Source organism: Larsenimonas suaedae (assembly GCF_023712105.1).
GTDB classification, from domain to species: Bacteria; Pseudomonadota; Gammaproteobacteria; order Pseudomonadales; family Halomonadaceae; genus Larsenimonas; species Larsenimonas suaedae.
Map to the genome: position 1 here is coordinate 64,223 of NZ_JAMLJI010000003.1, position 26,989 is coordinate 91,211.

The 26,989-nt window shown below is 58.0% G+C and carries 22 protein-coding genes; 13 read left to right on the forward strand and 9 right to left on the reverse strand.

Annotated elements, in window-relative coordinates; translation table 11 throughout:
• Positions 1–109: 109 nt before the first annotated feature.
• The 3 genes from NAT49_RS09870 to murI form a co-directional block, all read right to left on the reverse strand.
• The gene (locus NAT49_RS09870) at positions 110–4,951 is read right to left on the reverse strand and encodes an NAD-glutamate dehydrogenase (RefSeq protein WP_251593701.1); all 4,842 of its coding nucleotides are present in this window, start codon (positions 4,949–4,951) and stop codon (positions 110–112) included.
• Between the two features lie 123 nt (positions 4,952–5,074).
• Positions 5,075–6,190 carry a tRNA (uridine(54)-C5)-methyltransferase TrmA gene (gene trmA / locus NAT49_RS09875; RefSeq protein ID WP_251593703.1) on the reverse strand — a complete coding sequence of 372 codons (1,116 nt, stop codon included), beginning with the start codon at positions 6,188–6,190 and terminating at the stop codon, positions 5,075–5,077.
• A gap of 10 nt (positions 6,191–6,200) precedes the next feature.
• Positions 6,201–7,004, reverse strand: a complete 804-nt coding sequence (gene murI / locus NAT49_RS09880) for a glutamate racemase (RefSeq protein WP_251593705.1) — start codon at positions 7,002–7,004, stop codon at positions 6,201–6,203.
• Between the two features lie 201 nt (positions 7,005–7,205).
• On the opposite strand from murI, the gene NAT49_RS09885 reads away from it, so the two are divergent.
• Positions 7,206–7,790 (forward strand): DsrE family protein, encoded by a 585-nt coding sequence (locus tag NAT49_RS09885; RefSeq protein WP_251593707.1) that lies wholly within the window; start codon positions 7,206–7,208, stop codon positions 7,788–7,790.
• A gap of 128 nt (positions 7,791–7,918) precedes the next feature.
• Here NAT49_RS09885 and NAT49_RS09890 read toward each other — a convergent pair whose 3' ends face one another.
• The 4 genes from NAT49_RS09890 to NAT49_RS09905 form a co-directional block, all read right to left on the reverse strand.
• A complete protein-coding gene (locus NAT49_RS09890; RefSeq protein WP_251593710.1) occupies positions 7,919–8,461 on the reverse strand; it encodes a hemerythrin domain-containing protein in 543 nt (180 codons plus the stop codon).
• A 142-nt stretch (positions 8,462–8,603) separates the two neighbouring features.
• Complete coding sequence (locus NAT49_RS09895; RefSeq protein ID WP_251593711.1) at positions 8,604–9,938, reverse strand: replication-associated recombination protein A; 1,335 nt, start codon at positions 9,936–9,938, stop codon at positions 8,604–8,606.
• Positions 9,935–10,567: an outer membrane lipoprotein periplasmic chaperone LolA gene (gene lolA / locus NAT49_RS09900; RefSeq protein WP_285836104.1), complete on the reverse strand. Its 633-nt coding sequence runs from the start codon at positions 10,565–10,567 to the stop codon at positions 9,935–9,937. The genes NAT49_RS09895 and lolA overlap by 4 nt, the downstream gene beginning before the upstream one ends.
• 21 nt (positions 10,568–10,588) lie before the next feature.
• Positions 10,589–14,293: a DNA translocase FtsK gene (locus NAT49_RS09905; RefSeq protein WP_251593721.1), complete on the reverse strand. Its 3,705-nt coding sequence runs from the start codon at positions 14,291–14,293 to the stop codon at positions 10,589–10,591.
• Between the two features lie 217 nt (positions 14,294–14,510).
• On the opposite strand from NAT49_RS09905, the gene aat reads away from it, so the two are divergent.
• The 3 genes from aat to infA all read left to right on the forward strand — a co-directional run bounded on the left by aat (position 14,511) and on the right by infA (position 16,322).
• On the forward strand, positions 14,511–15,218 hold the full coding sequence (aat, locus tag NAT49_RS09910; protein ID WP_251593724.1) for a leucyl/phenylalanyl-tRNA--protein transferase: 708 nt from the start codon (positions 14,511–14,513) through the stop codon (positions 15,216–15,218).
• A 24-nt stretch (positions 15,219–15,242) separates the two neighbouring features.
• A complete protein-coding gene (locus tag NAT49_RS09915; protein WP_251593726.1) occupies positions 15,243–15,980 on the forward strand; it encodes an arginyltransferase in 738 nt (245 codons plus the stop codon).
• Positions 15,981–16,103: 123 nt separating this feature from the next.
• Entirely contained in the window at positions 16,104–16,322 is a 219-nt protein-coding gene (gene infA / locus NAT49_RS09920; RefSeq protein WP_251593728.1) for a translation initiation factor IF-1, read from the forward strand.
• Between the two features lie 107 nt (positions 16,323–16,429).
• On the opposite strand, the gene clpA is transcribed toward infA, so the two are convergent.
• Both clpA and clpS read right to left on the reverse strand, forming a co-directional pair.
• The gene (gene clpA, locus NAT49_RS09925) at positions 16,430–18,697 is read right to left on the reverse strand and encodes an ATP-dependent Clp protease ATP-binding subunit ClpA (RefSeq protein WP_251593730.1); all 2,268 of its coding nucleotides are present in this window, start codon (positions 18,695–18,697) and stop codon (positions 16,430–16,432) included.
• Positions 18,698–18,727: 30 nt separating this feature from the next.
• On the reverse strand, positions 18,728–19,096 hold the full coding sequence (gene clpS, locus NAT49_RS09930; protein WP_374708811.1) for an ATP-dependent Clp protease adapter ClpS: 369 nt from the start codon (positions 19,094–19,096) through the stop codon (positions 18,728–18,730).
• 275 nt (positions 19,097–19,371) lie between these two features.
• On the opposite strand from clpS, the gene NAT49_RS09935 reads away from it, so the two are divergent.
• The 9 genes from NAT49_RS09935 (at position 19,372) to NAT49_RS09975 (ending at position 26,919) form a co-directional block, all read left to right on the forward strand.
• Positions 19,372–19,968 carry a pseudouridine synthase gene (locus NAT49_RS09935; RefSeq protein ID WP_251593732.1) on the forward strand — a complete coding sequence of 199 codons (597 nt, stop codon included), beginning with the start codon at positions 19,372–19,374 and terminating at the stop codon, positions 19,966–19,968.
• On the forward strand, positions 19,965–20,432 hold the full coding sequence (locus NAT49_RS09940; RefSeq protein WP_251593733.1) for an NUDIX hydrolase: 468 nt from the start codon (positions 19,965–19,967) through the stop codon (positions 20,430–20,432). Before NAT49_RS09935 ends, NAT49_RS09940 begins: the two co-directional genes overlap by 4 nt.
• 66 nt (positions 20,433–20,498) lie before the next feature.
• Positions 20,499–21,629: a tRNA 2-thiouridine(34) synthase MnmA gene (mnmA, locus tag NAT49_RS09945; protein ID WP_251593736.1), complete on the forward strand. Its 1,131-nt coding sequence runs from the start codon at positions 20,499–20,501 to the stop codon at positions 21,627–21,629.
• On the forward strand, positions 21,626–22,240 hold the full coding sequence (gene hflD / locus NAT49_RS09950; RefSeq protein WP_251593739.1) for a high frequency lysogenization protein HflD: 615 nt from the start codon (positions 21,626–21,628) through the stop codon (positions 22,238–22,240). The genes mnmA and hflD overlap by 4 nt, the downstream gene beginning before the upstream one ends.
• 40 nt (positions 22,241–22,280) lie before the next feature.
• A complete protein-coding gene (purB, locus tag NAT49_RS09955; protein ID WP_251593740.1) occupies positions 22,281–23,648 on the forward strand; it encodes an adenylosuccinate lyase in 1,368 nt (455 codons plus the stop codon).
• Positions 23,649–23,698: 50 nt separating this feature from the next.
• Entirely contained in the window at positions 23,699–24,883 is a 1,185-nt protein-coding gene (locus NAT49_RS09960) for a cupin domain-containing protein (protein ID WP_251593742.1), read from the forward strand.
• A complete protein-coding gene (locus tag NAT49_RS09965; RefSeq protein WP_251593743.1) occupies positions 24,873–25,310 on the forward strand; it encodes a GNAT family N-acetyltransferase in 438 nt (145 codons plus the stop codon). Before NAT49_RS09960 ends, NAT49_RS09965 begins: the two co-directional genes overlap by 11 nt.
• Before the next feature lie 57 nt (positions 25,311–25,367).
• Complete coding sequence (locus NAT49_RS09970) at positions 25,368–25,838, forward strand: outer membrane lipoprotein (RefSeq protein ID WP_251593744.1); 471 nt, start codon at positions 25,368–25,370, stop codon at positions 25,836–25,838.
• 112 nt (positions 25,839–25,950) lie between these two features.
• Complete coding sequence (locus NAT49_RS09975) at positions 25,951–26,919, forward strand: lipid A deacylase LpxR family protein (RefSeq protein ID WP_251593745.1); 969 nt, start codon at positions 25,951–25,953, stop codon at positions 26,917–26,919.
• Positions 26,920–26,989 lie beyond the last annotated feature (70 nt).

A 26,989-nucleotide genomic window follows, 5' to 3' on the forward strand; every position in this document is an offset into this window, starting at 1 on the left:
CCGCCTCATTTTCCCGTTCAATAAAAACGGCGCTCACATGAGCGCCGTTGTTCACTTCGCATATCGACGCCCAGTATACCGGACGCGATTTGCGTTTTGGGCCAGGAGATTACTTGTCTTCGGCCAGCGCCGTCAGCGCGCGAAGCGCCACGGCGAACAGGGCGAAGTTAAGCTGGGTGCCCGCCTTGACCTCTTCGAGCAGATGGCACCAGCGCTGGACGTGGCGCTGATGACGTTCCATCCAGCACTTCACGCGCTCCTCGACGTTTTCAGGCGCGTCGTCGGCGCTCAGCACGCTCTTGGTCAGCGTTAGCTGCTGGCGATCCATGTCGTCACGCAGCACTTCGCGGGCCAGAGCTTCCCAGCCATCCTCGACCTCGAGGTTCTGAACCTGCTCGATCATCCAGGGCAGCTCGAGCCGCTCACCGATGAGGTAGTACGCCCGTGCCACTCGATCGAGGGAGCTGTCGTTCTGGCGCGAGGCCTCGATGATGCCAAGCCCTGCATAAAGGTGATCGATCGCCGCGATCGTTGACGCCACTTCGTCGGGCAGACCGTTGTCGAGGCAGCGTTCGCGTTTTTGCTCGAACTGCTCGAGCGCGTCGCCGCGCAGATGATCGCCGACTTCCTGACGCAGCTCCTTGAGCTTCGAGGAAGTGCGCTTGACCACATCCTGCACCGGCAAACCGCTGTTGCCGTGCTGGAGGAACCAGCGCGTGGACCGGCGAACCAGTTCCATCAGATCCCGCATGGCGTCGTACTGGATCTCGCTGGAGACGTCATAATCGAGCGCTTCGATGCTTTCCCACAGCTCAGGCAGTTCAAAGCCATCGCGCGCCATGACGTAGGCCTTGACCACATCGTCGGCGCCGCTGCTGGTGCTTTCCATCATCCGACGCACGAAGGCGATGCCCATGTGATCGACCACATCGTTGGCCACCTGTGTCGCCACGATCTCCTTCTTGAGGCGGTGGGCGTACATCTGATCCGGATAGCGCTCCTTGAGCGTTGCCGGGAACGCGTTCTCGACGAACGTTTCGATGTAGGGGTCTTCGGCGATGTCGGTCTTGTTGAGTGCGCTTTTCAGATCGCTTTTGGCGTAGGAGATCAGCACCGACAGCTCCGGATGGGTCAGCCCTTCTTCCTGCGCCGCACGTTCATCGAGCATCTCGTCACTTGGCAGCCCTTCAAGCTCACGGTCAAGCAGGCCCTCGCGTTCAAGCGCGTGAATAAAGCGCTTGTACGGGGCCAGATTGTCGCGGCTCATCTTGCTGGCAAGCGACAGCGCCTGGGTCTGGCGGTAGTTGTCCAGAATGACCAGATCCGCGACTTCTTCCGTCATGTTCTCAAGCAGCGAGTTGCGCTGTTTGTCGGTCATGTCGCCGGAGGCCACGATGTCATCGAGCAGAATCTTGACGTTGACCTCATGGTCAGAGCAGTTCACACCGCCCGCATTGTCGATGAAATCGGTATTGACGCGCACACCATGCATGGCAGCTTCACGACGGCCAAGCTGCGTCACGCCGAGGTTGCCCCCTTCACCGATCACGCGACAGCCGAGCTCGTTGCCGTTGACGCGAAGCGCGTCGTTGGCCTTGTCGCCCACGTCGGCATGCGTTTCCGCGCTGGATTTGATGTAGGTGCCGATGCCGCCGTTCCAGATCAGGTCGATCTGAGCCTTGAGCAACGCCTTGATCAGCTCCACCGGGGAAAGCCGGTCGGCCTCGATGCCAAAGCGTTCCTTCATTTCTTCGGTAATCGTGATCGACTTGGCGTCACGCGAGAACACGCCGCCGCCGTCCGAGATCAGATCGGTGTCATAGTCGTCCCAGCTCGACCGAGCCAGTTCGAACAGGCGCTTGCGCTCCTTGAACGAGGCGCTGACGTCCGGGTTCGGGTCGATAAAGATGTTGCGGTGGTTGAACGCCGCCACCAGCTCGATCTGCTCGGACAGCAGCATGCCATTGCCGAACACGTCGCCGGCCATGTCGCCGATGCCAAGCACGCTGAACGGGCTGGACTGGGTGTCATGCCCGAGCTCACGGAAGTGACGCTTGACCGATTCCCATGCGCCACGCGCGGTGATCGCCATCTTCTTGTGGTCATAGCCATGCTCGCCGCCGGAGGCAAATGCATCGCCCATCCAGAAGCCGTATTCCTCGGAAATCGAGTTGGCGATGTCGGAGAACGTGGCTGTGCCCTTGTCCGCCGCGACAACCAGATACGGGTCATCATCGTCATGGCGCACGACCTGCTTGGGTGGCGTGACCTTTTGATCGACCAGGTTGTCGGTGATGTCGAGCATGCCTCGAATCAGCGTCTTGTAGCAGGCGATGCCTTCCTTCTGGATCGCGTCACGGTCGCCACTGTCGGGCAATCGCTTGCAGACGAAGCCACCCTTGGCACCCACCGGCACGATGACCGCATTCTTGACCTGCTGGGCTTTAACAAGACCCAGGATTTCGGTGCGGAAATCCTCAAAGCGGTCGGACCAGCGCATGCCCCCGCGGGCGACCTTGCCACCGCGCAGGTGAACCCCTTCCATTCGCGGCGAATAGACAAAGATCTCGAACTGCGGCCGCGGCTTCGGTACATCGGGCAGCTTGCTGGTTTCGAGCTTGAAGGAAATATAATCCTTGGGCTGACCATCGTCGGTGGTCTGATAGAAGTTGGTGCGAAGCGAGGCCTGAATCAGCTCGACATAGCGCCGGAACAGTCGATCGTCGTTCAGGCTTGCGACGTCGTCGAGCATGCCTTCGATGTCCTCGACCAGCGAGGCTTCGTCCCGGTCTTCGACTTCAGGGTCAAAACGCACCTGGAACAGGGCCACCAGCTTGCGAGTAATGCCCGGGTAGTTGGTCAAGGTGTTGGCGATGTAGAGCTGGGACAGCCCGAAGCGCACCTGCTTCAGATAGCGGGCGTACGCACGCAGAAGCGCCACTTCCCGCCAGTTGAGCTCGGCGGCGATGATCAATCGGTTGAACGGGTCGCTTTCGGCTTCACCGGTCCAGACACGAGTGAACGCATCCTTGAAGGTGTCGCGCATCTTGTGCAGATCGACCGGCGTATCCTTGGGTCGTTCGAGATCGAAATCGTGAATCCAATAGGGGTGATCGGTGCGTTCGATGCCGTAGGGTCGCTCGCCCAGCACGCGAAGGCCCATGTCTTCAAGCAGCGGAAGCACATCCGACAGCGGCACCGGATGCGCCTTGTTGTAAAGCTTCAGGTTGACGCCCTGATTGTCTTCCTCGGCCTGGCGATAGATGCTCATCGCGACCGGCGCGCCCTCTTCGACTTCACTGATGTAGTTGATGTCGAGCACGGCAGCGCGCGGGCTGAAATCGTCCCGATAGCCCGGCGGGAACGCATCCTGATACAGGCCCATCATTTCGTTGGCCTGCTCTTCGCCCATACTTTCAACCATGGCGCTGTAGAGCTCGTCTCGCCAGCTGCGCGCCAGGTCGACCACTTTCTTCTCGAGCTGCTTGAGGTCGTATTCCGCCGGCTCGTCGCCATTGAAGCGCAGCATCAGCTGAATGCGCGCCAGCACCGACTCCGACAGATAGGTATTGAAATCGCCGAACGAGGCGTCGAGGTGCTCGCACAGCATTTCCTGGATCTTGACGCGAAGGTCGGTCGAGAACACATCACGCGGCACGAACACCAAACAGGAGTAGAACTTGCCGAACCGGTCTTCGCGAATGAACAGCCGAACCCGGCGACGCTCGCGGATGCTCAGGATCCCCATGGCCGTCTCGCAGAGTTCGGGCACCGACATCTGGAACAGGTCATCGCGCGGGAAGATTTCGAGAATCTGAAGCAGCTGCTTGCCGTTATGGCCCTTGGGATTGACCCCGGCTTCACGCATGACGGTATCGAGCTTGCGGCGAAGCACCGGAATGTTGCGCGGCGATTCGTTGTAGACCGAAAGCGTATAAAGCCCGAGGAAGCGGTGCTGACCGATCACGCGCCCCTGGTCGTCGAAGCGCTCGATGGTGATGTAATCGGGATAGGTCGGGCGATGGACCCGGGCATGGAAGGCGCTCTTGGCAAACGAAACCAGCTCCGGAATCAGCACGTATTCAGCGCTTCGCTGATCGATGTCCGGGTTCTTCGGTGGCGCTTCGCTGTAATGCGGCTTGTCCAGCGTCAGCACACCGAGCTCAGAGCCCTCAACCTTTTCAAGGCGGGGCACGTCGTCGTCATCGCGCACCACGTCATAGGCCTCATACCCCAAAAACGTGAAGCGGTCTTCAAGCATCCACTCAAGAAAGGCGCAGGCTTCATCGGCGTCTTTTTGGTCGATGTCACTCGGGTGTCGATCGCGCGTTTCCTCGATGGCCTTGTACACCTGCTCGCGCATGGCTTCAAAGCCATCAACGGCGCAGTGCACTTCATCGAGCGCGGCTTCAAGACTTTCCGCCAGATCATCAAGCGTTTCGTTGTTGCTGTGACGATCGATCTCGATGTAGATGACCGATTCCCGCGACACGCCCTCTTCTGCCTCTTCACGCGTGGCCCGAGTCAGTGACTCAAGCTGGCCATGCGCGTCACGCTCGACATCGAGCACCGAGTTGTGGATGGCGTGAACAGTGATGTTGCGGTGATTGAGTTCAATACGCACCGAGTCAACCAGAAACGGCATGTCGTGCTGGAGGATTTCGATGACCGTATGAGTCGATTGCCAGCCATGGCTTTCGAAGTTCGGGTTATAAACTCGAACCTTCGGCGAATTCGGGTCGTTGGCCCGAATGAAATGCCAAAGCGAGACGGTCGCGCCGTAGATGTCGTCCATACGCCGCTCGGACAGATCGTCGAGCGGCATGGTGGCGTAATAATCCCGAGCGAAGGAGACGACATCCTCGGCCTTATCGGCCGGGAGTCGTTCCCGAATACGCGACTCGAGATCCTTGAAAAACTCTTCCTTGTCTTTCCCCAGGACATGCTGCATCAGTCACCTCGATAGGGCTTGTGGGTGCGTGTATCACGCGATGTCCCTCAGCCTAATACAGACCAGCGTCAAGCCCCACCATTGATTCGATTTATCATGACCTATAACAAGGCGACATGGGGTCTAGCGCCGAATCAACAAAACGCCGCATTCGCAGTGATCGGTATAGGGAAACTGATCAAACAGCGCCATCCGCTCGATACGGTGCGTTTTTGAAAGCGCATCGAGGTTATCGCGCAGGGTGTCGGGATTGCAGGAGATATAAACAATGCGCTCGAATCGGGCGATTTCCTGACAGCTTGCCTCATCAAGACCCGCACGTGGGGGATCGACTAACACCGTGGTGAACTGATAGGTGTCCAGCGCCATCTCGCTGACGCGACGCCCGGTCTTCTCACCGGAAAGCGCCTGAGCGAAATCTTCGCTCGACATGCGTGCCACGTATACGTTCTCACACTCGTTGGCCGCAATATTGACCTGGGCCGAGGCCACCGAGGTGCGCGAAATTTCAGTGCCCAGCACGCGCCTGAACTTATCGGCAAGCGCAATCGTGAAGTTGCCGTTGCCGCAGTAGAGCTCGACCAGATCACCGTTTGCCTCGGCGCCACGTTCACATGTCGTCACCGAACGCGCCCACTCAAGCATGCGCTCACAGATGCGGGCGTTGGGCTGTGTAAAGCTATTCTCGACCTGCTGGTAGTGAAAGGTCTTGCCATCGACGGTGAGGTGCTCGGTCACATAATCGCGCGTCAGCACCAGGCGCTGCTTCCGCGAGCGCCCGATGATGGCCGCATCGAGGGCTGTTTCGAGCGCGCGGGCCTGCTCTGTCCAGTCGTCTCCAAGCTTTCGATGATAGACCAGTGTAATCAGCGCCTCGCCGTCGAGCGTGGTCAGGAATTCGACCTGAAACAGCTTGTGCCGCAGAACCGGGTTGTCGCGAACGGCGTCGACAAGCTGCGGCATCAGTTCATTGATGCGTCGGCTCGCGACCGGGTATTGGTCCATCCGTACGACCGTCTTGTTGCCACGATCAAGCGGGTCGACCTCGAACATGGCGTAATAAAGATCGTCTCCCTCGTGCCACATCCGAAATTCGGCGCGCATCCGGTATTCGGCGTCCGGGGAGGCAAATACTTCGAGCTCGGGCGGGTCGAACGGCTGGAACAGGGCCTCGATGCGCGCCGCTTTTTCAGCGAGCTGTTGTTCGTAGCGGCCGGGGTCAACTTGGGGAAGGGGCACGACAATAACCTCAATCGAAAAACATCAAACAGGGTTCAGAAAGCTTTAGAGCGCATGGAGGGCCCAGACCGGACCGACGACAGACGGCCCTTACGGTCGAGCGCTCGGCATCGGTTGCATACACCGACACTCGTTCAGCGTCACTGCGCGGGCCAGGCGGCAACAACGCCTCGACACGCCGGGCAATCGCAGCCCCGCTGTCGTACCAGATAATGTGGTCACCCAGAATCAGACGAAGTTGCGGCGTCAACAGCGGGAAATGCGTACAGCCGAGGACAACACCATGTAGGTCTTCGATGGCCTGCAAGGGCGCGAGCACGGCCTTGAGCGTATACGCAGAAACGGCGTCACCGGCCATGAACGATTCGGCTTCAGACACCAGCGCATCGCCATTGACCGGATGCACGATCGAGCGGCTTGAAAAACGCTCGATCAGGGTCTGAGTGTAGCGGCGCGACAGTGTGGCAGACGTTGCCAAAAGCGCAAGCGGTTTCCCGAGCGCCTGCTCGGCCGCGGGTTTGATCGCGGGCACGGTCCCGATTACGGGCACGGAAAGCCGCGCCCTCAGCGCCTCGAGCGCCAAAGTACTTGCGGTATTACAGGCAATGATCACCAGCTCGATCCGAAGCTCGGCGCAGGCCGTGCCGACCACCGCCAGAATACGCTCGGTAAGCCAGGCGTCCGGTTTAGTGCCATAAGGCAGCGCGGCGTTATCGCAAAGATAGTGCCAATGCTGACCCGGCACATGCGCTCGACAGGCCTCCAGCACGGACCACCCACCCATGCCGGAGTCGAACACTAAGATATTGGCCATGCTCCGATCGCGTCACATCAGAAGTTAAAGAAATGCGGGTCTTGACCGCGTACAGGCGGTGAAAGTTCTCGATCCGCGCTACTATTGTCGCTGCGCTGCACACAACGGCACAAGTACGCCTTTTAAGCAGTGACAAGATAACGCGCCGGCAAGCCCACCGCGCTTGCCGCAAAACGACCGTCACGACTACAGGGACAAGGCATGACCTTTCTTAAAAAATACGCCATCATCATCGCGATGGCTGTTCTGGCCGCTCTGGCCATCATTACCGCGGCAAATGTCGAGCACTCGGGTGCCTCGCATGAGTCGCCGAAACTCAGTCATTCATTGATCGAACAGTACGGCGGCACATTCCCGCGCCCGGACGCGGCCGAACAACCCGAACTCGACAAGACGTACAAAGTCATTTTCGACGTGGTAAGCCCTGTCAAGGACGCGACCAAGCCCCATGGCGGTCTGGAGCGTGTGGCGCGCGCGGTCAACATCTTCGGCGACGCCGGTGTTCCGCTCGACCATCTCGATTTCGTGGTCATCGTGCACAGCAAGGCCGCACCGTCGATCTTCAATGCCGACACCTACGAAGCCCGCGAAGGCGCGAAAAACCCGAATACCGGCTTGATCCAGGCACTGACCGACGCCGGCATCAAGGTGATCGTCTGCGGCCAGACCCTCAACCACCTGCGTCTTGAAGACGATCAAGTCGACTCCAACGTCATTATCGCTCCGGCGGCCCTGTCGACCCTTGCGATCTACGGCAACAAAGGGTATGCCTACGAGCAACTCTGAGTGTCTGAATGCCGATGCGCCCTCACCGGGGCGCGGTCGAAGCTACGCATTCACGAAAAAGGCCAGCGAATCGCTGGCCTTTTTTATGATCGCTCGTTTGCGAAAGTGATGCTGGGTTCAAGCATTCATCAGGCGGGTTCGGGCGCTTCCTTGAACTCGTGATAGAGCTCGGGGTAGTCCTGCTGCAGCTTTTCGAGGTAGCGATGGGCATTATCCGGCAGCGCTTCGCGAAGGCGCTCGTAGTCGGCTTCGTCGAGCTGTTCGATGATCAGGGGGAAAAGCTCGTGGCGTTCGCGGGTCAGGTAGTTCCGGTGCTCCTGCAGATAGGCCTTCAGATCATCGGAGAATTTGTCCATCGGCATGACTGCATCCATCAAAATCATGTCGAGGTCGTCGCTCAAGCGGCGAAGGTGGCGATACATGCGCTTGTAGTCGTCGGCCATGTCGCTTGCCAAGGCTTCGGTCGACGCATTCAACCCCTTGATGTGTTCACTGCAGAGGCTTTCCAAGGGGCTTGTGAATTCGCTCATGTAGTCAAGGATGTAATCCACCACTTCCCTGATCAGTCGAAAATCCGGGCGTTCACCTCGGGCCAATTTCTTTTGCTTCATCGATAAAACGCGAAGCAAGCGTGCCATGTTGGCGTGATCCCGGCGCAGTTGCATAAGCATGTCAGCGTCTCCTGGCTAGTGGCGTCCGAACCAGTCTAGGCCAGAAAAAATGAAAACTACATGACAGCCCCCTATCTTTTAGTAGGGGCAGCTAACGCTAGCTTTTCCGACAAGGCGTTATGAGTTTTCTCATCATTTTCAATTAAGACGTTCGCTGCCTCGGACTTTGGTTGTCCAGCGTTTCAAGCCAGGCCAACTTATCGCGAATGCGCTTTTCAAGCCCTCGATCCACCGGCTGATAATACCGGGTGCCGTAGAGCTCAGGCGGCAGATAGCGCTCGCCAGCGGCATAGGCATCCGGCTCATCGTGCGCGTAGCGATATTCTTCGCCGTGGCCAAGGCTGGTCATGAGCTTGGTCGGCGCATTTCGAAGATGCACAGGCACCTCGAACCCGGCCGTGGAGGCCACATGGGCTTTTGCCTGGTTATAAGCGGTGTAGGCGGCGTTGCTCTTTGGGGCGCACGCCAGATACAGGATGGCCTGGGCCACGGTGAGTTCGCCCTCGGGACTGCCAAGACGTTCCTGAACGTCCCAGGCATTAAGGGCAAGCGTCAACGCTCTCGGGTCGGCGTTGCCGATCTCCTCGCTTGCCATGCGCACGACGCGACGGGCGATATACAAGGGGTCGGCCCCGCCATCGAGCATTCGGCAGAACCAATAAAGGGCGGCATCCGGGGCACTGCCACGCACCGATTTGTGAAGTGCCGAAATCTGGTCGTAAAAAAGATCTCCGCCACGGTCGAGCCGACGCGTGCTTTCACTAAGCACCTCCTCGAGCACCGACTGATCAATGACTGACGCACCGGTCCCGCTGCGCGCCATGTCGACACTGATCTCGAGCAGATTGAGCGCGCGCCGGGCATCGCCATCGGCGGCCTGAGCCAGCATATTACGGGCATCTCCAGACGCCTCGACCGCAGCGGCAACCAGGTCCGGGTCGTCATCAAGGGCGCGGTCGATCACATGACGCAGCTCATCCTGAGTCAGCGCCTTTAGGACATGAACACGCGCTCGGGACAGCAGGGCGTTATTGAGCTCGAACGAGGGGTTTTCGGTGGTTGCGCCCACAAAGATGAACACGCCCTCCTCGATCCAGGGAAGAAACGCGTCCTGCTGAGCCTTGTTGAAGCGGTGCACCTCATCGACGAACAAGAGCGTACGAGAGCCTTGGTGACGGCGCTGCTGAGCCTGCTCGGCGGCCTGGCGGATTTCCTTGACCCCGGAGGAGACCGCGGACAAGGTCTCGAAGTGCGCACGTGTGTAGTGGGCCATCAGGCGGGCAAGCGTGGTCTTGCCGACGCCGGGTGGCCCCCAGAGAATCATGGAGTAGAGCTGATCCTGCTCGAGGGCACGCTTTAGCGGCTTGCCCTCGCCCAGAAGGTGGGTCTGTCCGATGTAGGCATCGAGATGCATCGGGCGCAGCCGGGCCGCCAATGGCTGACCCGGCGTCGGTGCATCGGCGAACAGATCGCTCATTGCCCCTCGCGGATCACATCGGCCCCGTCCGGCACCTTGAAATTGAATGTATCAGGCGAGATGCGCTCGTTGGGCGTCTGGTTGCTGAAGGTGATGTCGGTGCGTTGCCCGGTACTGTCTGAAAGGTCGAGCCCCGACAACGTCTCCCCCCGGAAGGTGAGCTCCATGCCTTCGAACAGACTATCGTTCGATTTCGGCGTCAGCGAAAAGATTTCAGTGCCGCCCTGCTGGCGCCTGGACACGCTGTAGTTTTGGGTCAGCTCGCTAGCCTGCCCCGAAAGCAACAGCGCCGGCGTATGAGTCACGCGCTCATCAAGCGGACGGATGGTGACCTGCTCCAGATCCGGGTCATACATGTAGACCTTCTGGCCATTGGATACAACGACCTGGCGATAGGGGGAGTTGACCTCCCAGCGGAATCGACCCGGACGGGACAGCCACATATGGCCTGACGAGTCCTGCTGGCTCGCGCCCTGTTCGTTCACGATATGCTGCTCGAAATCCGCCGAGTAACTGTTGAGTGGTTTGAGCAGTGTGGTCAGACGCTCGGCAGCGCTGTCGTCGGCAAAGGAGACAGACGACATCATCATCAGGCCCGCTGCTGCGGCCATGGTCAAAGTACGCTTCAAACTCTCACTCCTTAATATCGTTTAGTGGCCGCTGGACGGAGGTGACAACACTTCACGGCTGCCATTGGTGCCCATCGACGACACAACACCGGCCATTTCCATGGCCTCGACCAGTCTAGCGGCGCGGTTATAGCCAATCTTTAACTTGCGCTGAACCGCCGAGATGGAGGCCCGGCGCGACTCGATCACATACGCGACCGCCTCGTCGTACAGCGCATCCTGCTCGGCGTCATCGCTGTCACCGTCGGCTTCAAGCCCGGTCAGCGCATCGGCCGTTACTCCGCCGGAAAGAATCTCGTCGATGTACTCAGGTTCGCCTCGGCGCTTCCAGTCCTCGACAACACGGTGAACCTCGTCATCGTCCACGAAGGCGCCGTGGACACGAACGGGCATGCCTGCACCGGCTGGCAGATACAGCATGTCACCATGGCCTAGCAGGTGCTCGGCGCCGCCCTGATCAAGAATCGTACGCGAGTCGATTCGAGACGAGACCTGAAACGCGATTCGAGTCGGGATGTTCGCCTTGATCAGACCCGTTACCACGTCCACCGACGGGCGCTGGGTGGCAAGAATCAAATGAATCCCGGCGGCGCGCGCTTTTTGCGCCAGTCGTGCGATCAGCTCTTCCACTTTCTTGCCAACGATCATGAACATGTCGGCAAATTCATCGATTACAACCACGATGTAGGGCAGCTTTTCAAGCGTGGGCGGCGCCTGGTGCATTTCCCACGGCTGCGGCTCCCACAGGGGATCCTTGACCTGGGCGCCATGTGCTTCCGCCTCATCGAGCTTCGCATTGAAGCCTGAAATATTACGCACCCCCATGGCGGCCATCAGCTTGTAGCGCCGTTCCATTTCGGCAACGCACCAGCGCAGCGCGTTGGCGGCTTCCTTCATGTCGGTCACCACCGGTGCCAGCAGATGCGGAATGCCGTCATAAACCGACAGTTCGAGCATCTTGGGGTCGACCATGATCATGCGGACTTCTTCGGGCGTGGCCTTCAAAAGCATCGAGATCAACATGGCATTGACCCCGACCGACTTACCCGAACCAGTCGTACCGGCCACCAGCACGTGAGGCATCTTGTTAAGATCCGTCACTACCGAAGCGCCGCCGATGTCCTGACCCAACGCCATGGTAACCGGCGACGATGCGTCGGTATAAACCTCGGAATTGATGACCTCACGAAGCCGAATCATCGCGCGGTTCGGGTTCGGAATTTCGATGCCCACCGTTGGACGCCCCGGGATCACTTCGACGACGCGCACACTTTTGACCATCAAAGAGCGCGCAAGATCCTTGGCAAGGTTACTGATTTTTGAAACCTTGACACCCGCAGCCGGGCGGATTTCAAACCGCGTGATGACCGGGCCGGGCCATGTGTCCACCACTTCAGCCTTGACGCCATATTCCTTGAGGCGCACCTCGAGAAGCTCGGCCATGTCATCGAGCTGTTCAGGCGTATAGGTCGGCTCGTGGCTGTCCGGTGTTGTCAAAAGCTGATAGGACGGCAGCTTGCCGGTCGGCTCGGGCAGCCCATCGACCGTAGGTCGCTGGCTTTGAAGGTGCTCGACCGTCCAGAGCGTTGGCTGATCGTCAAGCGATGCGCGCTCTGGCTCGACAGCGCGAGGGGCCTCATCATATGGCTGTGGCTGTGGCTGTGGCTGTGGCTGTGGCTGTGGCTGTGGCTGTGGCTGTGGCTGTGGCTGTGGCTGTGGCTGTGGCTGTGGCTGTGGCTGTGGCTGTGGCTGTGGCTGTGGCTCAACCGAGTCTTGATCCCATGACGTCGATGCTTCAAATGGCGATGAAACCTCGTCATCGGCCGTGCTGACGGAGATTCGCTGATCGCTAGGCTCATCAGCGTCGTCTTTCGATACCGAAAACGGCGCAAACTCCGGCTCATCGTCAGAGGCACTCACCGAGACCATCGGGGATGATGCAGATGCGTCTTCATCGTCGGCATGGATCACTCGATCGGCGTACTGCTGCTCGGCCGCCTCGCCCTTCTCAAGCGACGGGGCCTCTTGAGGCTCGGACGACAAGTGAGAAGGTTCCGACGCAAACGACGACCGCAACGCCTGAACCGGTTCCGGGAGACCCTCTTCGACAGGCGTTGAAGCGCTACCCTGAGCACTGTCCAACTCATTATTTTCGTGTGCCTGATGCTCATCCGGGGCCTTCTCGGTCGGTGCGAGCATGGCATCAGGGATTCGTCGACGCGCCACATCGGCGTCCGGCTCACGACGCGGGCGAATGACAGGCGCATCGTTAAAGGCGTTCTCGTCCAGGGGTGTGGCTTCCGGCTCATCAGTCGCGTGGAAGGCATTACTTTTCACGCCAGGAGCCTCTGCGGGCTCAGACTCTGCGCTTTCAACTTCTCCGCGACCTGATTCAACAGTACGTGCTGATTTCCAAGTGCGTTCGGCGCCGGGTTCATGGTCTGAATCGCGCGCATCAGCAGCCGAGAACGGCAAGACAGATGCTTCGGCGCCAGACGAATCAAGACGGCTTGCAGTTATCGGTGAATCGAACCCCGCCGAGTCGCCCTCGTCACGCGTTGCCTTCATGCTGGGCCCGGTGGGCGCCTCTTCCCTGACAGAGCGCGCATGCTCGGTATCAGCGCGCGCACCTCGTCGCATCGAGGGCTTTTGAAGCGGTGCGTCCCAGGGAATATCGTCCTGATGCTCAGTAGCGCGAGCCTCGCCATTGCGTGCAGAATCGCTTGCCGGCGCGCTCAGTACGCGGCCATCGCCATGCGCCTCCCCTCTTGAATCACTCGAGGCCTCTTCACGCACTGGGTCTGCATGGCTGTCTTCAGCCTGATAAAGGTTTGGAACAGACCGTCGTGGGATCAACCGCTGCCATAGGGAGGGCTTGGCAGGAGCCAGCTCCGACTCGTCTTCCTCGTCGATCTGATCGTACGCTTCCTCAAGCTCCTCGTGAAAATCCCGCTCGGCATAGCTTGCGTAGCGAAGCTCTTCCTCTTCACGCTTGAGCCGACGCACTTCGCGCTTTTCAGCCATGCGATGTTGTAAAAGCCCAAGCTTCGATCTGGACCACCGAATAAACGCCACACTCTTCTTGCCGGTTTCATCGATGATGGTCCACCAGGACAGGCCGGTAAACAGCGGAAAACCACCCAGAAAGAACCCGATTGCGATCAGGGTAGCGCCATAGTGGCCGACCAGATCGTAGAGCCCCTGGGATAACCCGGTGCCGATAATGCCACCGGCGCCATTGGGCAGGTCGGCTTCAAGGGTATTGAAATGAACGGCACTCAAGGTGCAGGTGGCCAAAAGCACCAGTAAAAGCCCCGCCCCACGCGCGGCCAGCGCCGTCGGGTCCCAGGTGATGCGTGCCTGTTCCGTTCGAAGCAGACGCCAGGCGGCGTAGCCCAGCATACCCGGCCACCAGAGCGCGCTTAGGCCAAACAGGCTGTAAAGCACGTCCGATAACCAGGCGCCGATATGGCCCATCCAGTTTTGAACGTTGTCGGCATTACCGCTGTAGGACCAACTGGGGTCGGTCTGGGCGTAGCTGAAGAACGACAGCAGCAGAAACACACAGGCCAACAGCAACAAGATAACGATGCCTTCCTTGGTTGCCCCATGCAGGTGCGCTGTAAGTCGTTCAGCCTTTTGCCGTGCGCGAGCCGATCGTTCCCGGGTCTTCGCGCTCGACGTGCGTTGATTGGTACTGGACTGCTGTCGTTTCTTGGCGCTCAACCTGGCCATCCCCCTTTACACCACGATGCATCAAATGGATCGTAAACATCTTTATGCCGCAATCATACCGAGCCAGCTGCGCCCGGCACAGGCTTGATTCACTTTGCCAACCCGACAGTTACATGGTTTATTGCAATAAATACACACTGTTATCAATAGTTGACGCACTCGACAACTATTGTGGTTGCACCAGACGTCTCTAACGTCGGAGGTTTCAATGTTGCCATGGCTCGATTCGGACATCATCGAATTTCCGCCGGTTGATCAAGCGCTCGATGACCCCGATGGGCTACTGGCCGCGGGTGGCGCACTAACACCGGCCTGGCTTACCCAGGCCTATAGCCAGGGCATCTTTCCCTGGTTCAGTGACGGACAACCCATTTTATGGTGGTCACCAACCCCCAGGACGGTCTTGTTTCCCGCCGAGTTTCGACTTCGACGCAGTCTAGCCAAGCGCATTCGCAACTCAGGCTTCGATGTGCGAATAAATACAGCGTTTAATCGCGTCATCGACACCTGCGCTGCACCTCGCGCTGATGACGAAGGGACGTGGATTACCGATGAGATGCGCCTTGCCTACAAGCAGCTTCATACCCTGGGCATCGCGGCAAGCGTTGAAACATGGGATGGCGATCATCTCGTCGGCGGATTGTACGGCATCGCGCTCGGGGCGTGCTTTTTTGGCGAGTCCATGTTCTCGCTCAAACCAGACGCTTCAAAGATCGCTCTGGCCTACCTGACGCAGGAAGGGCCAAAACACGGGCTTGAACTGATCGACTGTCAAATGCATACCGCCCATCTGGCCTCGCTGGGCGCACGCCAAATCGCACGGCCAGAGTTTTTGAGATACCTTGATTCATGCACGCCTTCCAAAAGACAGGCGCGCTGGCTCTCAACTCTTGCCACGGCATCACAACAACAATAGTGGCCGATCAGGGGACAACGACTTGTGACCGATTCTACCCGCACGCTCAAACCTCAAGATCTGCGGTTCTTTCTGACAGCACCACACAATTGCAGTTATGTGGCCGAGCAGGAAGCGACCACGCTGTTCATGGATCCGGAACACGCCATCAACAAGGAAGTGTATAGCGCATTGACCCTGATGGGCTTTCGGCGAAGCGGCCAGCACTTGTATCGTCCCCACTGCGCCAGCTGCCAGGGATGTGTGTCCGTTCGTGTTCCAGTCGATGAGTTTTCACCAAATCGTACCCAGCGAAAGATCATTGGCCGTAACAAGGACTTGACCGTCCAATTTCGCGAAGCAAAATTCACCAACGAGCATTACGCACTATACAATCAGTACATTCGTGAAAAGCATTTCAACGGCGATATGTTTCCACCCTCGGTAGAACAGTACTGCTCTTTCCTTGCACGAGAGCATACCTTTTCGGCCTTCATTGAATTTCGCGATCAGGGCGTGCTGGTCGCGGTCGCCGCGATGGATTGCCTGTCGCATGGGCTATCCGCGATTTATACGTTCTATACGCCGGATCCTGCGTATGCAGCGCGCTCGCTTGGTACCTACGCCATTCTCTGGCAGATTCATGAAGCGCAACGCCAGGGGCTACCCTACGTCTATCTGGGCTACTGGATAGAGCAAAGCCGGAAGATGGCGTACAAGAAAAAGTTCACGCCGCTTGAGTATCTTGACGGTGGGCGCTGGAGAAAATTGCTCGAAACCTGACCCCTTTTTTGCCTAACCTGATCTCATCAGGCAAAATACCGCACGATAATTCAATACTCTTCATTTAATGAAGCGTTTGCTGCGTCTATACTATGAACGCAATTACTGGAGGAAATGCCAAACATGGCACGCGAAGATCATATTGAAATGGAAGGTGTCGTTGTCGACATGTTGCCAAACACCATGTTCCGTGTCGAACTGGAAAACGGCCACGTTGTAACGGCTCATATCTCGGGAAAAATGCGCAAAAACTACATTCGCATCCTGACCGGCGATAAGGTCAAGGTCGAACTGACTCCCTACGACCTGTCCAAGGGCCGCATCGTCTACCGCTCCCGCTAAGCCCCGCCGAAGCCCGGCCCCGGGCGCAGCCTGACACTTTATTCCAAGCATGCAAAAGCGCCCCGTCAATGACAGGGCGCTTTGTCGTTTACTTCTACTCTCTAGCGTCAGGCAACCTCGACCTCGGACGATAGGTTCAACCCTTCGTCGTCGACCGTTACGTGCACAGTACCGCCGTGGTCGGCGAGCTCTCCGAACAGAATCATTTCTGCCAGAGGTTTTTTCAGCTTGTCCTGAATCAGACGGGCCATGGGTCGCGCGCCCATCTCGGGGTCGTAGCCGTTCTCGGCAAGCCAGGAACGTGCCTCGTCCGACACATCAAGCTGCACCCGCTTCTCATCGAGTTGCGCCTGCAGTTCGACCAGGAACTTGTCGACCACGTTACGGACCACAGCCAGATCAAGTGCATGGAACTGGATGATGCCATCCAAACGGTTACGGAATTCCGGCGTAAAGGTGCGTCGAATCACTTCCATGGCGTCGGTTCGATGATCCTGCGTCTGGAAACCGATAGAGCGTCGAGATGACTCCTCAGCCCCGGCATTCGACGTCATGATCACGATCACGTTACGGAAGTCGGCTTCACGACCGTTGTTATCCGTCAACTTACCGTGGTCCATCACCTGCAGCAGAAGATTGAAGACTTCCGGATGCGCTTTTTCAATCTCATCGAGCAAAAGCACGCAATGCGGCGTTTTGGTGACAGCCTCGGTCAGAAGACCGCCCTGGTCGTACCCGACATATCCCGGGGGCGCACCAATCAAACGCGAGACGGCGTGACGCTCCATATACTCGGACATATCAAACCGAACCAGCTCGATCCCCATCAGATGGGACAGCTGACGCGCTACTTCCGTTTTACCTACCCCGGTAGGTCCTGCAAACAGGAAACTTCCTACTGGCTTATCGGGTGAGCTCAAGCCCGCGCGAGACAGCTTGATCGCAGAAGACAGGCTGGTAATAGCCTCATCCTGACCAAACACCAGCATTTTGAGGTCACGCTCGATGTTGGCCAGAAGCTTGCGATCAGAGCTAGTGACACTTTTCGGCGGGATACGCGCGATCGAGGCAACAATTGATTCGACCTGTTCCACGCCGATGGTATCGACACGTGCTTCTTGAGGCAGCAAGCGCTGATGCGCGCCGGCCTCGTCGATGACATCGATTGCCTTGTCAGGCAAATGGCGCTCGTTGATGTAGCGATCCGCCAGCCGCACGGCAGTCTCGATGGACTCATCGGTGTACTTGATCTGATGGTGCTCTTCGAAGCGGCCACGCAACCCTTTCAGGATACGAATGGCATCTTCGACCGAGGGCTCGAGTACATCCACCTTCTGGAAACGTCGCGCCAGCGCACGATCTTTTTCGAAAATACCTCGAAATTCCTGGAACGTAGTCGACCCGAGACAACGGAGCTCTCCGGAAGACAACAAAGGCTTCAGAAGATTCGAGGCGTCCATGACACCACCTGAGGCAGCACCCGCACCGATCACGGTATGAATCTCATCAATGAATAGAATCGAGTTCGGCTCTTTCTTGAGCTCATTGAGCAGGGCTTTCAAACGCTTTTCGAAGTCGCCGCGGTATTTCGTCCCCGCAAGCAGTGCCCCCATATCGAGGGAGTACACTACTGCATCGGCGATGACTTCCGGCACATCCTCTTCAACGATGCGCTTGGCAAGTCCTTCAGCGATGGCCGTCTTGCCGACGCCAGCCTCACCCACCAACAACGGGTTATTCTTGCGACGGCGCGCAAGGATTTGTACGACGCGCTCAAGCTCGTGATCTCGGCCAATCAATGGATCGATCTTGCCGAGCCGCGCCTGTTCGTTGAGATTGGTCGCGTATCCTTTCAGCGGATGAGAGCTGCTGTCGGAGCCACCCTCTTCAGCATCGTCGCTGGATTCTGTCGAACCCGGTTGCGGCTGTTCCTGATCGGAAACCTTGGAAATTCCGTGCGCCAGGTAGTTGACCGCATCGACGCGAGCAACGCTTTGATGCTTGAGGAAGTAGACCGCCTGGCTTTCCTGTTCAGAAAAGATGGCCACCAGAACGTTGGCGCCAGTGACTTCAGTCTTGCCAGACGACTGGACATGAAATACCGCTCGCTGCAGCACACGTTGAAACCCAAGCGTTGGCTGAGTTTCACGATCATCCTGACCCTCAGGAATCAGCGGCGTTGTGGAGTTGATGAAATCCTGTAAATCCGTGCGGAGCTTATCAATGTTGGCCCCACAGGCTCGGAGCACATCGGACGCAGAGGCATTATCAAGCAATGCCAGCAGGAGGTGTTCCACGGTCATGAACTCATGGCGCTTTGAGCGCGCCACGGTAAAGGCCGTATTCAGGGTCAGTTCAAGTTCTTTGCTCAACATGGCAGTCCCCTTCTTGCCGCACTCGGCGCTTCATTCGACCTGTTCGACATCGCACAATAGTGGATGTTGACATTCTCGAGCGTATTCGTTGACCTGATGACATTTGGTTTCCGCGACATCGCGCGTGTAGATTCCGCAGGTCGCCTGGCCTTGAGTATGGACGGCCAGCATGATCTGAACCGCTTTTTCATGATCCATGGCAAAAAAAGTCTGTAACACCTCAACCACGAACTCCATGGGAGTATAATCGTCATTGTGCAACACAACTTTATAAAGCGGTGGCTCCTTAAGCTCTGGATCACTTAACTGCTCTGCAACATCCTCTTCTTCGTTGCCGCCGGGTGTAGGGGGTGTCGTCATGGCAGCGTAGGTAGCGCCCTTAACTTTAAAGTCATGCATTTGAACGTATCTTCTTTGAACATAAGAGGCAAAATCGTTGAACACAAGCACCGATGACGCTCAGCTGCACCTATTCGTCGATCCTGCCAGGCGTTATCTAAAAGATGGTGGCCTACACTGCAAGATGCAACTGCTCTGAGTGAAATAAACATCGACGGCTTGATCTTGTTCGTCGCGATTGACGCTCGTTTTATCACACACCCACACGTTACATAAGCTGGATCAACACTCAGTTTGACCACGTTATCAAGGGACCGTTTCATTCGGACGCACCAGTGAGCACTCTTTATCTTTTACACAAGCCATTTCAGGTACTGTGCCAGTTTACTGATGACTCAGGCCGACCAACGCTTGCCGGGCTGATCGATGTGCCTGGCATCTATCCGGCCGGGCGTCTGGATTTCGACAGTGAAGGACTTTTACTGCTCACAGCCGATGGTCAGCTCAACCATCGCATCACTCACCCCGATCAAAAACAGGAAAAAACCTATTGGGTTCAGGTCGAAGGTGAGCCTGACGATCATGCCCTCAAAGCCCTCAAGCACGGCGTGATTTTGAAGGACGGGCCGACGCGCCCAGCCAAGGTCCGGCGATTGATTGCCCCCGAGGTCGGCGACCGACATCCGCCGGTCCGCCATCGGGCGAGCATCCCGACCTCCTGGCTTGAAATCACCATTACCGAGGGGCGCAACCGGCAGGTTCGCCGCATGACAGCTGCAATTGGCCATCCGACCCTGCGCCTTATTCGAACCCGTATCGGCCCGTGGTCGATCAAGGGCCTCGCATCGGGTGCCTGGCGCAGTGAAACACTGCACATGCCAACCACCCCCAAACGACGCGCCCACGCGCCTAAAAAAGGACTCAAACGATGACTCGCTGGCGCCCAAACACAACGGTTGCCGCCGTCATCGAGCAGGATGGCCGGTTTCTTCTGGTCGAGGAGCGACAGGGCGCGTCCACCGTCTTCAATCAGCCGGCCGGGCATCTTGAGGCCGGTGAGACCCTCATCGGCGCCGTTCACCGGGAAACGCTTGAGGAAAGTGGCTGGTCGATCGACATCGATCATTATCTCGGGCTTTATATCAACGAGGCGCCCAACGGCGTTACCTACCACAGCCATAGCTTTCTGGCGACGCCAAGGGCCGTTGAAACACACACGCTGGACTCGGTCATTATTGGCGTACACTGGTTTACACCTCAGGACATTCAAACCCTTCAACACCAAGGGCGACTGCGAAGCCCGCTCGTCTTGAGGCGCATTCAAGACACGCTCGCCGGCAAACGCTATCCGCTGGATCTCATCAATGAACCGCCCTACGCGCCGACGAGGGGTTAAGCCCGTACGCACCATCGGGTATAATCGCCCCAACTTCGCGTTCGAACCCGAGAGTATCTGTGCCTCATGACCTCTAGCTCCTCATCTCACCCGGCCCACACCAAAGTGATCGTAGGCATGTCCGGCGGCGTCGATTCGTCCGTATCGGCCTGGCTCCTGCTCGAACAGGGGTATCAGGTCGAGGGGCTGTTCATGAAGAACTGGGATGAAGACGACGGCACCGAGTACTGCACTGCCAAGGAAGATTTGGCCGATGCTCAGCGCGTGTGCGACACCCTCGGCATCACGCTTCACACGGCCAATTTTGCGGCCGATTACTGGGATAACGTCTTCGAGCATTTTCTTGCCGAATACAAGGCCGGACGCACGCCGAACCCGGACATCCTTTGCAACAAGGAAATCAAGTTCAAGGTCTTTCTCGAGTACGCAGAAATTCTGGGCGCGGACCTGATCGCGACGGGGCACTATGTCCGCCGCGGCGAGGCAGGCGGCCAAGCCGCACTGCTCAAGGGGCTCGATGCCAACAAGGATCAAAGCTATTTTCTGCACGCTGTGGGCAGTGACGCCATCGCACGCACGCTCTTTCCCGTGGGCGAGCTCGAAAAACCGGAGGTTCGTCGCATTGCCGAAGAGCAGGGTCTGGCCACCGCCCGCAAAAAGGACTCGACCGGTATCTGCTTCATCGGCGAGCGGCGCTTTCGTGACTTTTTAAGCCAGTATCTGCCGGCCCAGCCCGGCGTTATCGAAACCGACACCGGTGATCGCATCGGCGAACACATGGGCTTGATGTATTACACCCTCGGCCAGCGCCAGGGGCTCGGGATCGGCGGACTCGCCAAGTACAACGAAGACCCGTGGTACGTGGCGGCCAAGGATCTGGAACGCAATGTGCTTGTTGCCGTTCAAGGCAAGCACCATGACCTGCTGTACACCCAGGTCATCGTCACCGAATCCATCGACTGGGTTGCAGGTCACGCGCCCTCTGAGAACTTCGAAGCCACCGCCAAGGTTCGGTACCGCCAGACCGACCAGCCTTGCCGCGTAAGCGTCCATGACGACAACACTTTAACTGTTGTATTTGATGCCCCCCAACGTGCGGTCACACCGGGCCAGTCTCTCGTGCTCTATCAAGGCAAGCAGTGCCTCGGTGGTGGCGTGATCCAGAGCGCGTACAAACTCGAGAGCCAAGCGGCATGACGACTACCGAAGAACAGGCTCTGGCGCTTGCCGGTGTTTTCCAGGCCGCCGCCGTCGCCGACGAACTGGCCCGGACCGGTCACTGCGACGAGCGCGCCTGGCATACGCTACTGACCGCCACGCTCAATACCGACCCCAATACGTTCGAGGACGTCTACGGCGGTAATCACAACAATTTGAGACTTGGCATCAAAACGCTGTCGGAAGCCTTCACCCGCGCGCCACAGTCGCCCAACGTGATGCGTTACGCCTTCTCGATGGTGCTGCTGATGCAGAAATTTCAAAAGCACCCCGAAATGATGAATCAGGTCGGCCAGCGCCTGGAGCGCATTCGCGGTCAGGCCGACCACTTCGGGCTGACCCATGAAAACGTGGTGGCAAGCCTTGGGGAGCTTTATAAGGAAACCCTGTCGACGCTGAGCTACCGCATCGTTGTTCAAGGCGACCCCAGTCTGCTGCAAAGTCGCATGATGCCCGAGCGGGTGCGTGCGGTACTGCTGTCCGGCATTCGATTTGCTCTTTTATGGCATCAGCGCGGCGGACGTCGCTGGTCGCTTCTTTTTCAGCGTGGCAAGCTCAAGCGCGCACTCGATGCGCTGGACAGTCATTGACTGCGCCAGCCGACTTTCGTTTTCAAGACATGGAACAGACATGCACCTTTCATCTCTGACGGCCCTCTCTCCCATCGATGGCCGCTACGGCGACAAGACCGAGGCGCTTCGCCAACATTTCAGCGAGTTCGGCTTGATTCGAGCCCGCGTCATCGTCGAAGTACGCTGGCTCGAGCGGCTGGCCGACCACCCGAACATCCCCGAGGTAACACCCCTGTCCGACGATGCCCGAGCCTTCTTGAACCGCTTGATCGAAGAGTTCGACGAAGAGTCCGCCGCGCGCATCAAGGGCATCGAACGTACGACCAACCATGACGTCAAGGCAGTCGAGTACTTCCTTAAAGACCGTCTGGCCGAACACGATGAACTCGCACTCATTAGCGAGTTCGTCCATTTCGCCTGCACCAGCGAAGACATCAATAATCTCTCGCACGCACTCATGCTGAGAGGCGGACTCGACAGCGTGCTGCTGCCCTCGATGCGTGAAACCTACACGCGCATCAAGGCGCTCGCGCATGAGCACGCCGAACAGCCGATGCTTTCAAGAACCCATGGCCAGACGGCAAGCCCCACCACGCTCGGCAAGGAAATGGCCAATGTGGCAGCCCGCCTTGCCCGTCAGCTCGAGCAGATCGAGTCGATCCGCATGCTCGGCAAGATCAACGGCGCCGTCGGCAACTACAACGCGCACTTGACCACCTACCCCGATGTAGACTGGGCCGCCAATGCCGAAACGTTCGTGACGTCACTCGGGCTGACCTTCAACCCGTATACGACCCAGATCGAACCACACGATTACATTGCAGAGCTGTTCGACAGCATCTGCCGCTTCAACACCATTTTGATCGACTTCGATCGGGACGTCTGGGGCTATATTTCACTCGGTTACTTCAAGCAGCGCACCGTCGAAGGCGAAATCGGCTCCTCGACCATGCCGCACAAGGTCAACCCCATCGACTTTGAAAATTCCGAGGGCAACCTGGGGCTTTCCAACGCCATCCTGGGCCATCTGGCGCAAAAACTGCCCATTTCACGCTGGCAGCGTGACCTGACCGATTCCACGGTCCTCAGAAACCTCGGGGTCGGCCTGGCCCATGGTCTGATTGCCTATCAGGCGACGCTCAAGGGCATCGGCAAGCTCGAAGCCAATCCGGCGCGCCTGAACGAAGATCTCAACAACAGCTGGGAAGTACTGGCCGAACCGATTCAGACCGTCATGCGGCGCTACGGCATCGAAAAACCCTACGAAAAGCTCAAGGAGCTGACCCGTGGCAAGCGCATCGATCAGGCAGGTTTTGCCGCCTTCATCGATACGCTCGAGCTGCCTGATGACGTCAAGCTTGAACTGAAAGCGCTGACGCCAGAGCGCTATATCGGCAATGCCATTGCCCAGGCAAAAGCGCTTTAATGTTTCACCCCGCCGGGTCACCAAGGCCCGGCTTCACGCGACCGAAAACCATGACGTACGACGCCACCGCGCCATTGACCCTGCTTGGAAACCGCTCACCTGCTGAATTTCTGAGCGAGTACTGGCAGAAAAAGCCGCTTCTTATTCGAGGCGCCTATCCCGATTTTCAGGCCCCGCTCTCTCCCGATGAACTGGCAGGGCTTGCCTGTGAGGATGGCATCGAGGCTCGACTGGTAGAACAGTTCGGCCCGGACAAGACGTGGCAGCTCTCCCACGGCCCGTTCGATGAGGACACGTTCAGCCGCCTGGGCGAGCGCGACTGGTCGCTGCTGGTACAGGCCGTAGACCACTATGTGCCGGACGTTGCCGAGTTGATGGCGGATTTTCGGTTCATTCCCGCCTGGCGCCTCGATGACATCATGATCAGCTACGCGCCACCAGGCGGCAACGTTGGCCCTCACGTCGACAATTACGATGTCTTCCTGCTTCAGGCCAGCGGCACCCGGCGCTGGCAGCTGGGCGAATTCTGCGATGAAAACGCGCCCGTAATTCAGGGCATCGACCTCAAGATGCTCGAGCACTTTGAGGTAAGCGCAGGGCAGGACTGGGTGCTGGAGCCCGGCGATATGCTGTATCTGCCACCGAGGCTTGCTCATCATGGTGTCAGCGAAAGCAGTGACTGCATGACCATTTCAGTCGGCTTTCGCGCACCTTCCGCCGATGAAATGATCACCTCCTACGCCGATTTTCGAGGCGAGCAGCTCAGCGAGGAACAGCGTTACGGTGATGCTGACCTCACGGCGCCCTCGCATAGCGGTGAAATCGATGAACAGGCCCTCGCTCGCGCCCGCGAGATCATTCTTACTGCACTGGATGAGCCGTCAACGCTTGCCGCTTGGTTCGGGCGCTACATGACCCAGGCCCGCTACCCGGACCAGCTTGCCGAGCCGGAAACGACCACAACGGCCGACACGCTTCTAAATCGTCTGGAACAAGGCGAGGAAATCGAACGCAGCCTTGGCTCACGCTTCGCCTTTCATGGTCTTGATTCGACGCGCGCAACGCTTTTTGCCGATGGTGATGCCATCGAATGCGATCGTACGCTTGCAGAAGCAGTTGCCTCGACCGACCCACTGACTCAAGACCTGGTGCCAATGGATCATGGTGCTGCCGAGCTTCTGGCCGCACTGATCAACCGAGGTTCGCTTCACTGGCTCGACGACGATGACGCCTGACACCGTCACGATCGATCACGGCGATTGGGCAACCCTTGGCCACTGGTGTCGGCCGATTCGCACTGCGGTATTCGTTGACGAGCAAAAGATACCGCCTGCCGAGGAATGGGACGACGACGATCACACCGCCGTTCATTTCGTTTTGTTTGATCAGGGGGAAGCACTCGGCACGGCGCGCCTGCTGCCCGATGGTCACATCGGGCGCGTGGCCCTTTTGAAAAACAGCCGAGGCCGAGGGTTGGGTCACCGTTTAATGCATGACGTCATGGACCATGGAATGCGTCTTCACTCAAGGCTCGTTCTGTCAGCACAGACGCATGCGCTTGGCTTCTATGAACACCTCGGGTTTGTCGCAACCGGCGATGAGTTTTTGGAAGCGGGCATAGCGCATCGAACCATGGTCTACGCTGTCGAAGTGAACGATTGAGCAATCGGTGCGTCCAACTTCTGATGCATCGTTTATATCCGACCTGGAGCACACCTCATGAAACACTTGGCGACTACAGCCCTTGTCATCAGTCTTGCCGCACTCGGCGGTTGCGCCAATAGCGACATTTATTCCGGCGATGTATACAGCGGCCAGGACGCGAAGACTGCACGGTATGTGCACTACGGCACCGTATCGCAGGTACGTCCGGTCAAGATTCAAGCAGGCAACCAGAATGACAGCGGGTTTGGCGGTATAGGCGGCGCCCTGCTTGGGGGCGTGCTTGGAAGCCAGTTCGGTGGCGGCAGCGGACGCCTTTTAACATCGGCGGTCGGCGCGGTCGGCGGCGCAGTAGCCGGCTCGAAGATCGAGCAGTCTGCCAATCAGGTCAACGCCTACGAAATCCAGATCCAGCAGGATAACGGCGAGCAGGTCGTGGTCGTCCAAAAGGCGGATCATCCCTATTCAGTTGGCCAGCGCGTACGCTTGATCGGCTCCGGGAACGACCTTTCAGTCGCTCCCGAATAATCAGGGTCAAGGTGTAACTCCGCCTGGGGAACATGCGGACTGCGTAGGGCTTGTCCTATACTGGTTAGCCACCTAACCATAACGATCAGCCCACGCAGGAAAAGGACTCCCTATGCGCGCAAAGACTTTAGCTCTGCTGCTCCTTGCAGCCTCCCCATCGGCTCTGGCCGACGGCATTCTCACCCTGAAAGTCGATAACGATATATTTGCCAGCGGCGATGACGGTCATTACACCAATGGGCTGGAAGGTCAATGGACCTTCCGGCCCGCTGCCGACCACTGGACCCGCTCGTTGTCAGAGTCCCTTCCTGTATGGTCGCGCGGCACGCTGGATATGGCGAGTTACCGGTTCGGCCAACAAATCTATACCCCTGAAAATACCAGCGCGCACCAACTGATCGAAAGCGACCGCCCTTACGCAGGTTACTTGTATGCAGGCCTATCGCTTTTTCAGGACGAACGTGATGACACCCTTCGTCAAAGCGATTCCCTCTACATCGATATCGGTGTAGTTGGGCCGGCGGCAGGCGGTAAATTCATTCAAAACAACTTCCATCATTTGATCGACAGCGATAGAGCGGAAGGCTGGCATAACCAACTGAGCAACGAGCCAACGCTTGCCGTTGGCTGGAACCGCGCCTGGTGGCACCGTGGCTCGATAGGTAGCCTTGAAACCGAATATGGCCCCAACGTGGGCGTCACACTGGGCAATCTGTACGATTTTGCCGAAACCGGCTACATGGTTCGTGTCGGGCGTGGTCTATCCGATGTCTATGGTATTCCAAACGTTTCACCGTCACAGAGCGGGCGCACCTTCTTCACGCCAAACCGAGGCGGCTGGTACGTCTTTGCAGGCCTCACGGGGCGCTATGTTGCTCATAACATGCTGCTCGACGGCAATACCTTTGAAGACAGTGCCGAGGTCGACCGCCGCCCCTTAGTAGGTGACGCATTGACCGGGGTCGCGTTAACCTACGATCGCTGGAGTGTCGCCTTCACGGCCGTCTGGCGGACACATGAGTTTGAAGCGCAGGATGACAGCGACAAGTTTGGTTCATTGACCATCTCCACCTGGCTTTAAGTAACGCCCTCTGGCCTTAGGTGACAGCGCGGCAGGCACGTAACGTTGCTTACCGCGCTACGGCCAAGGC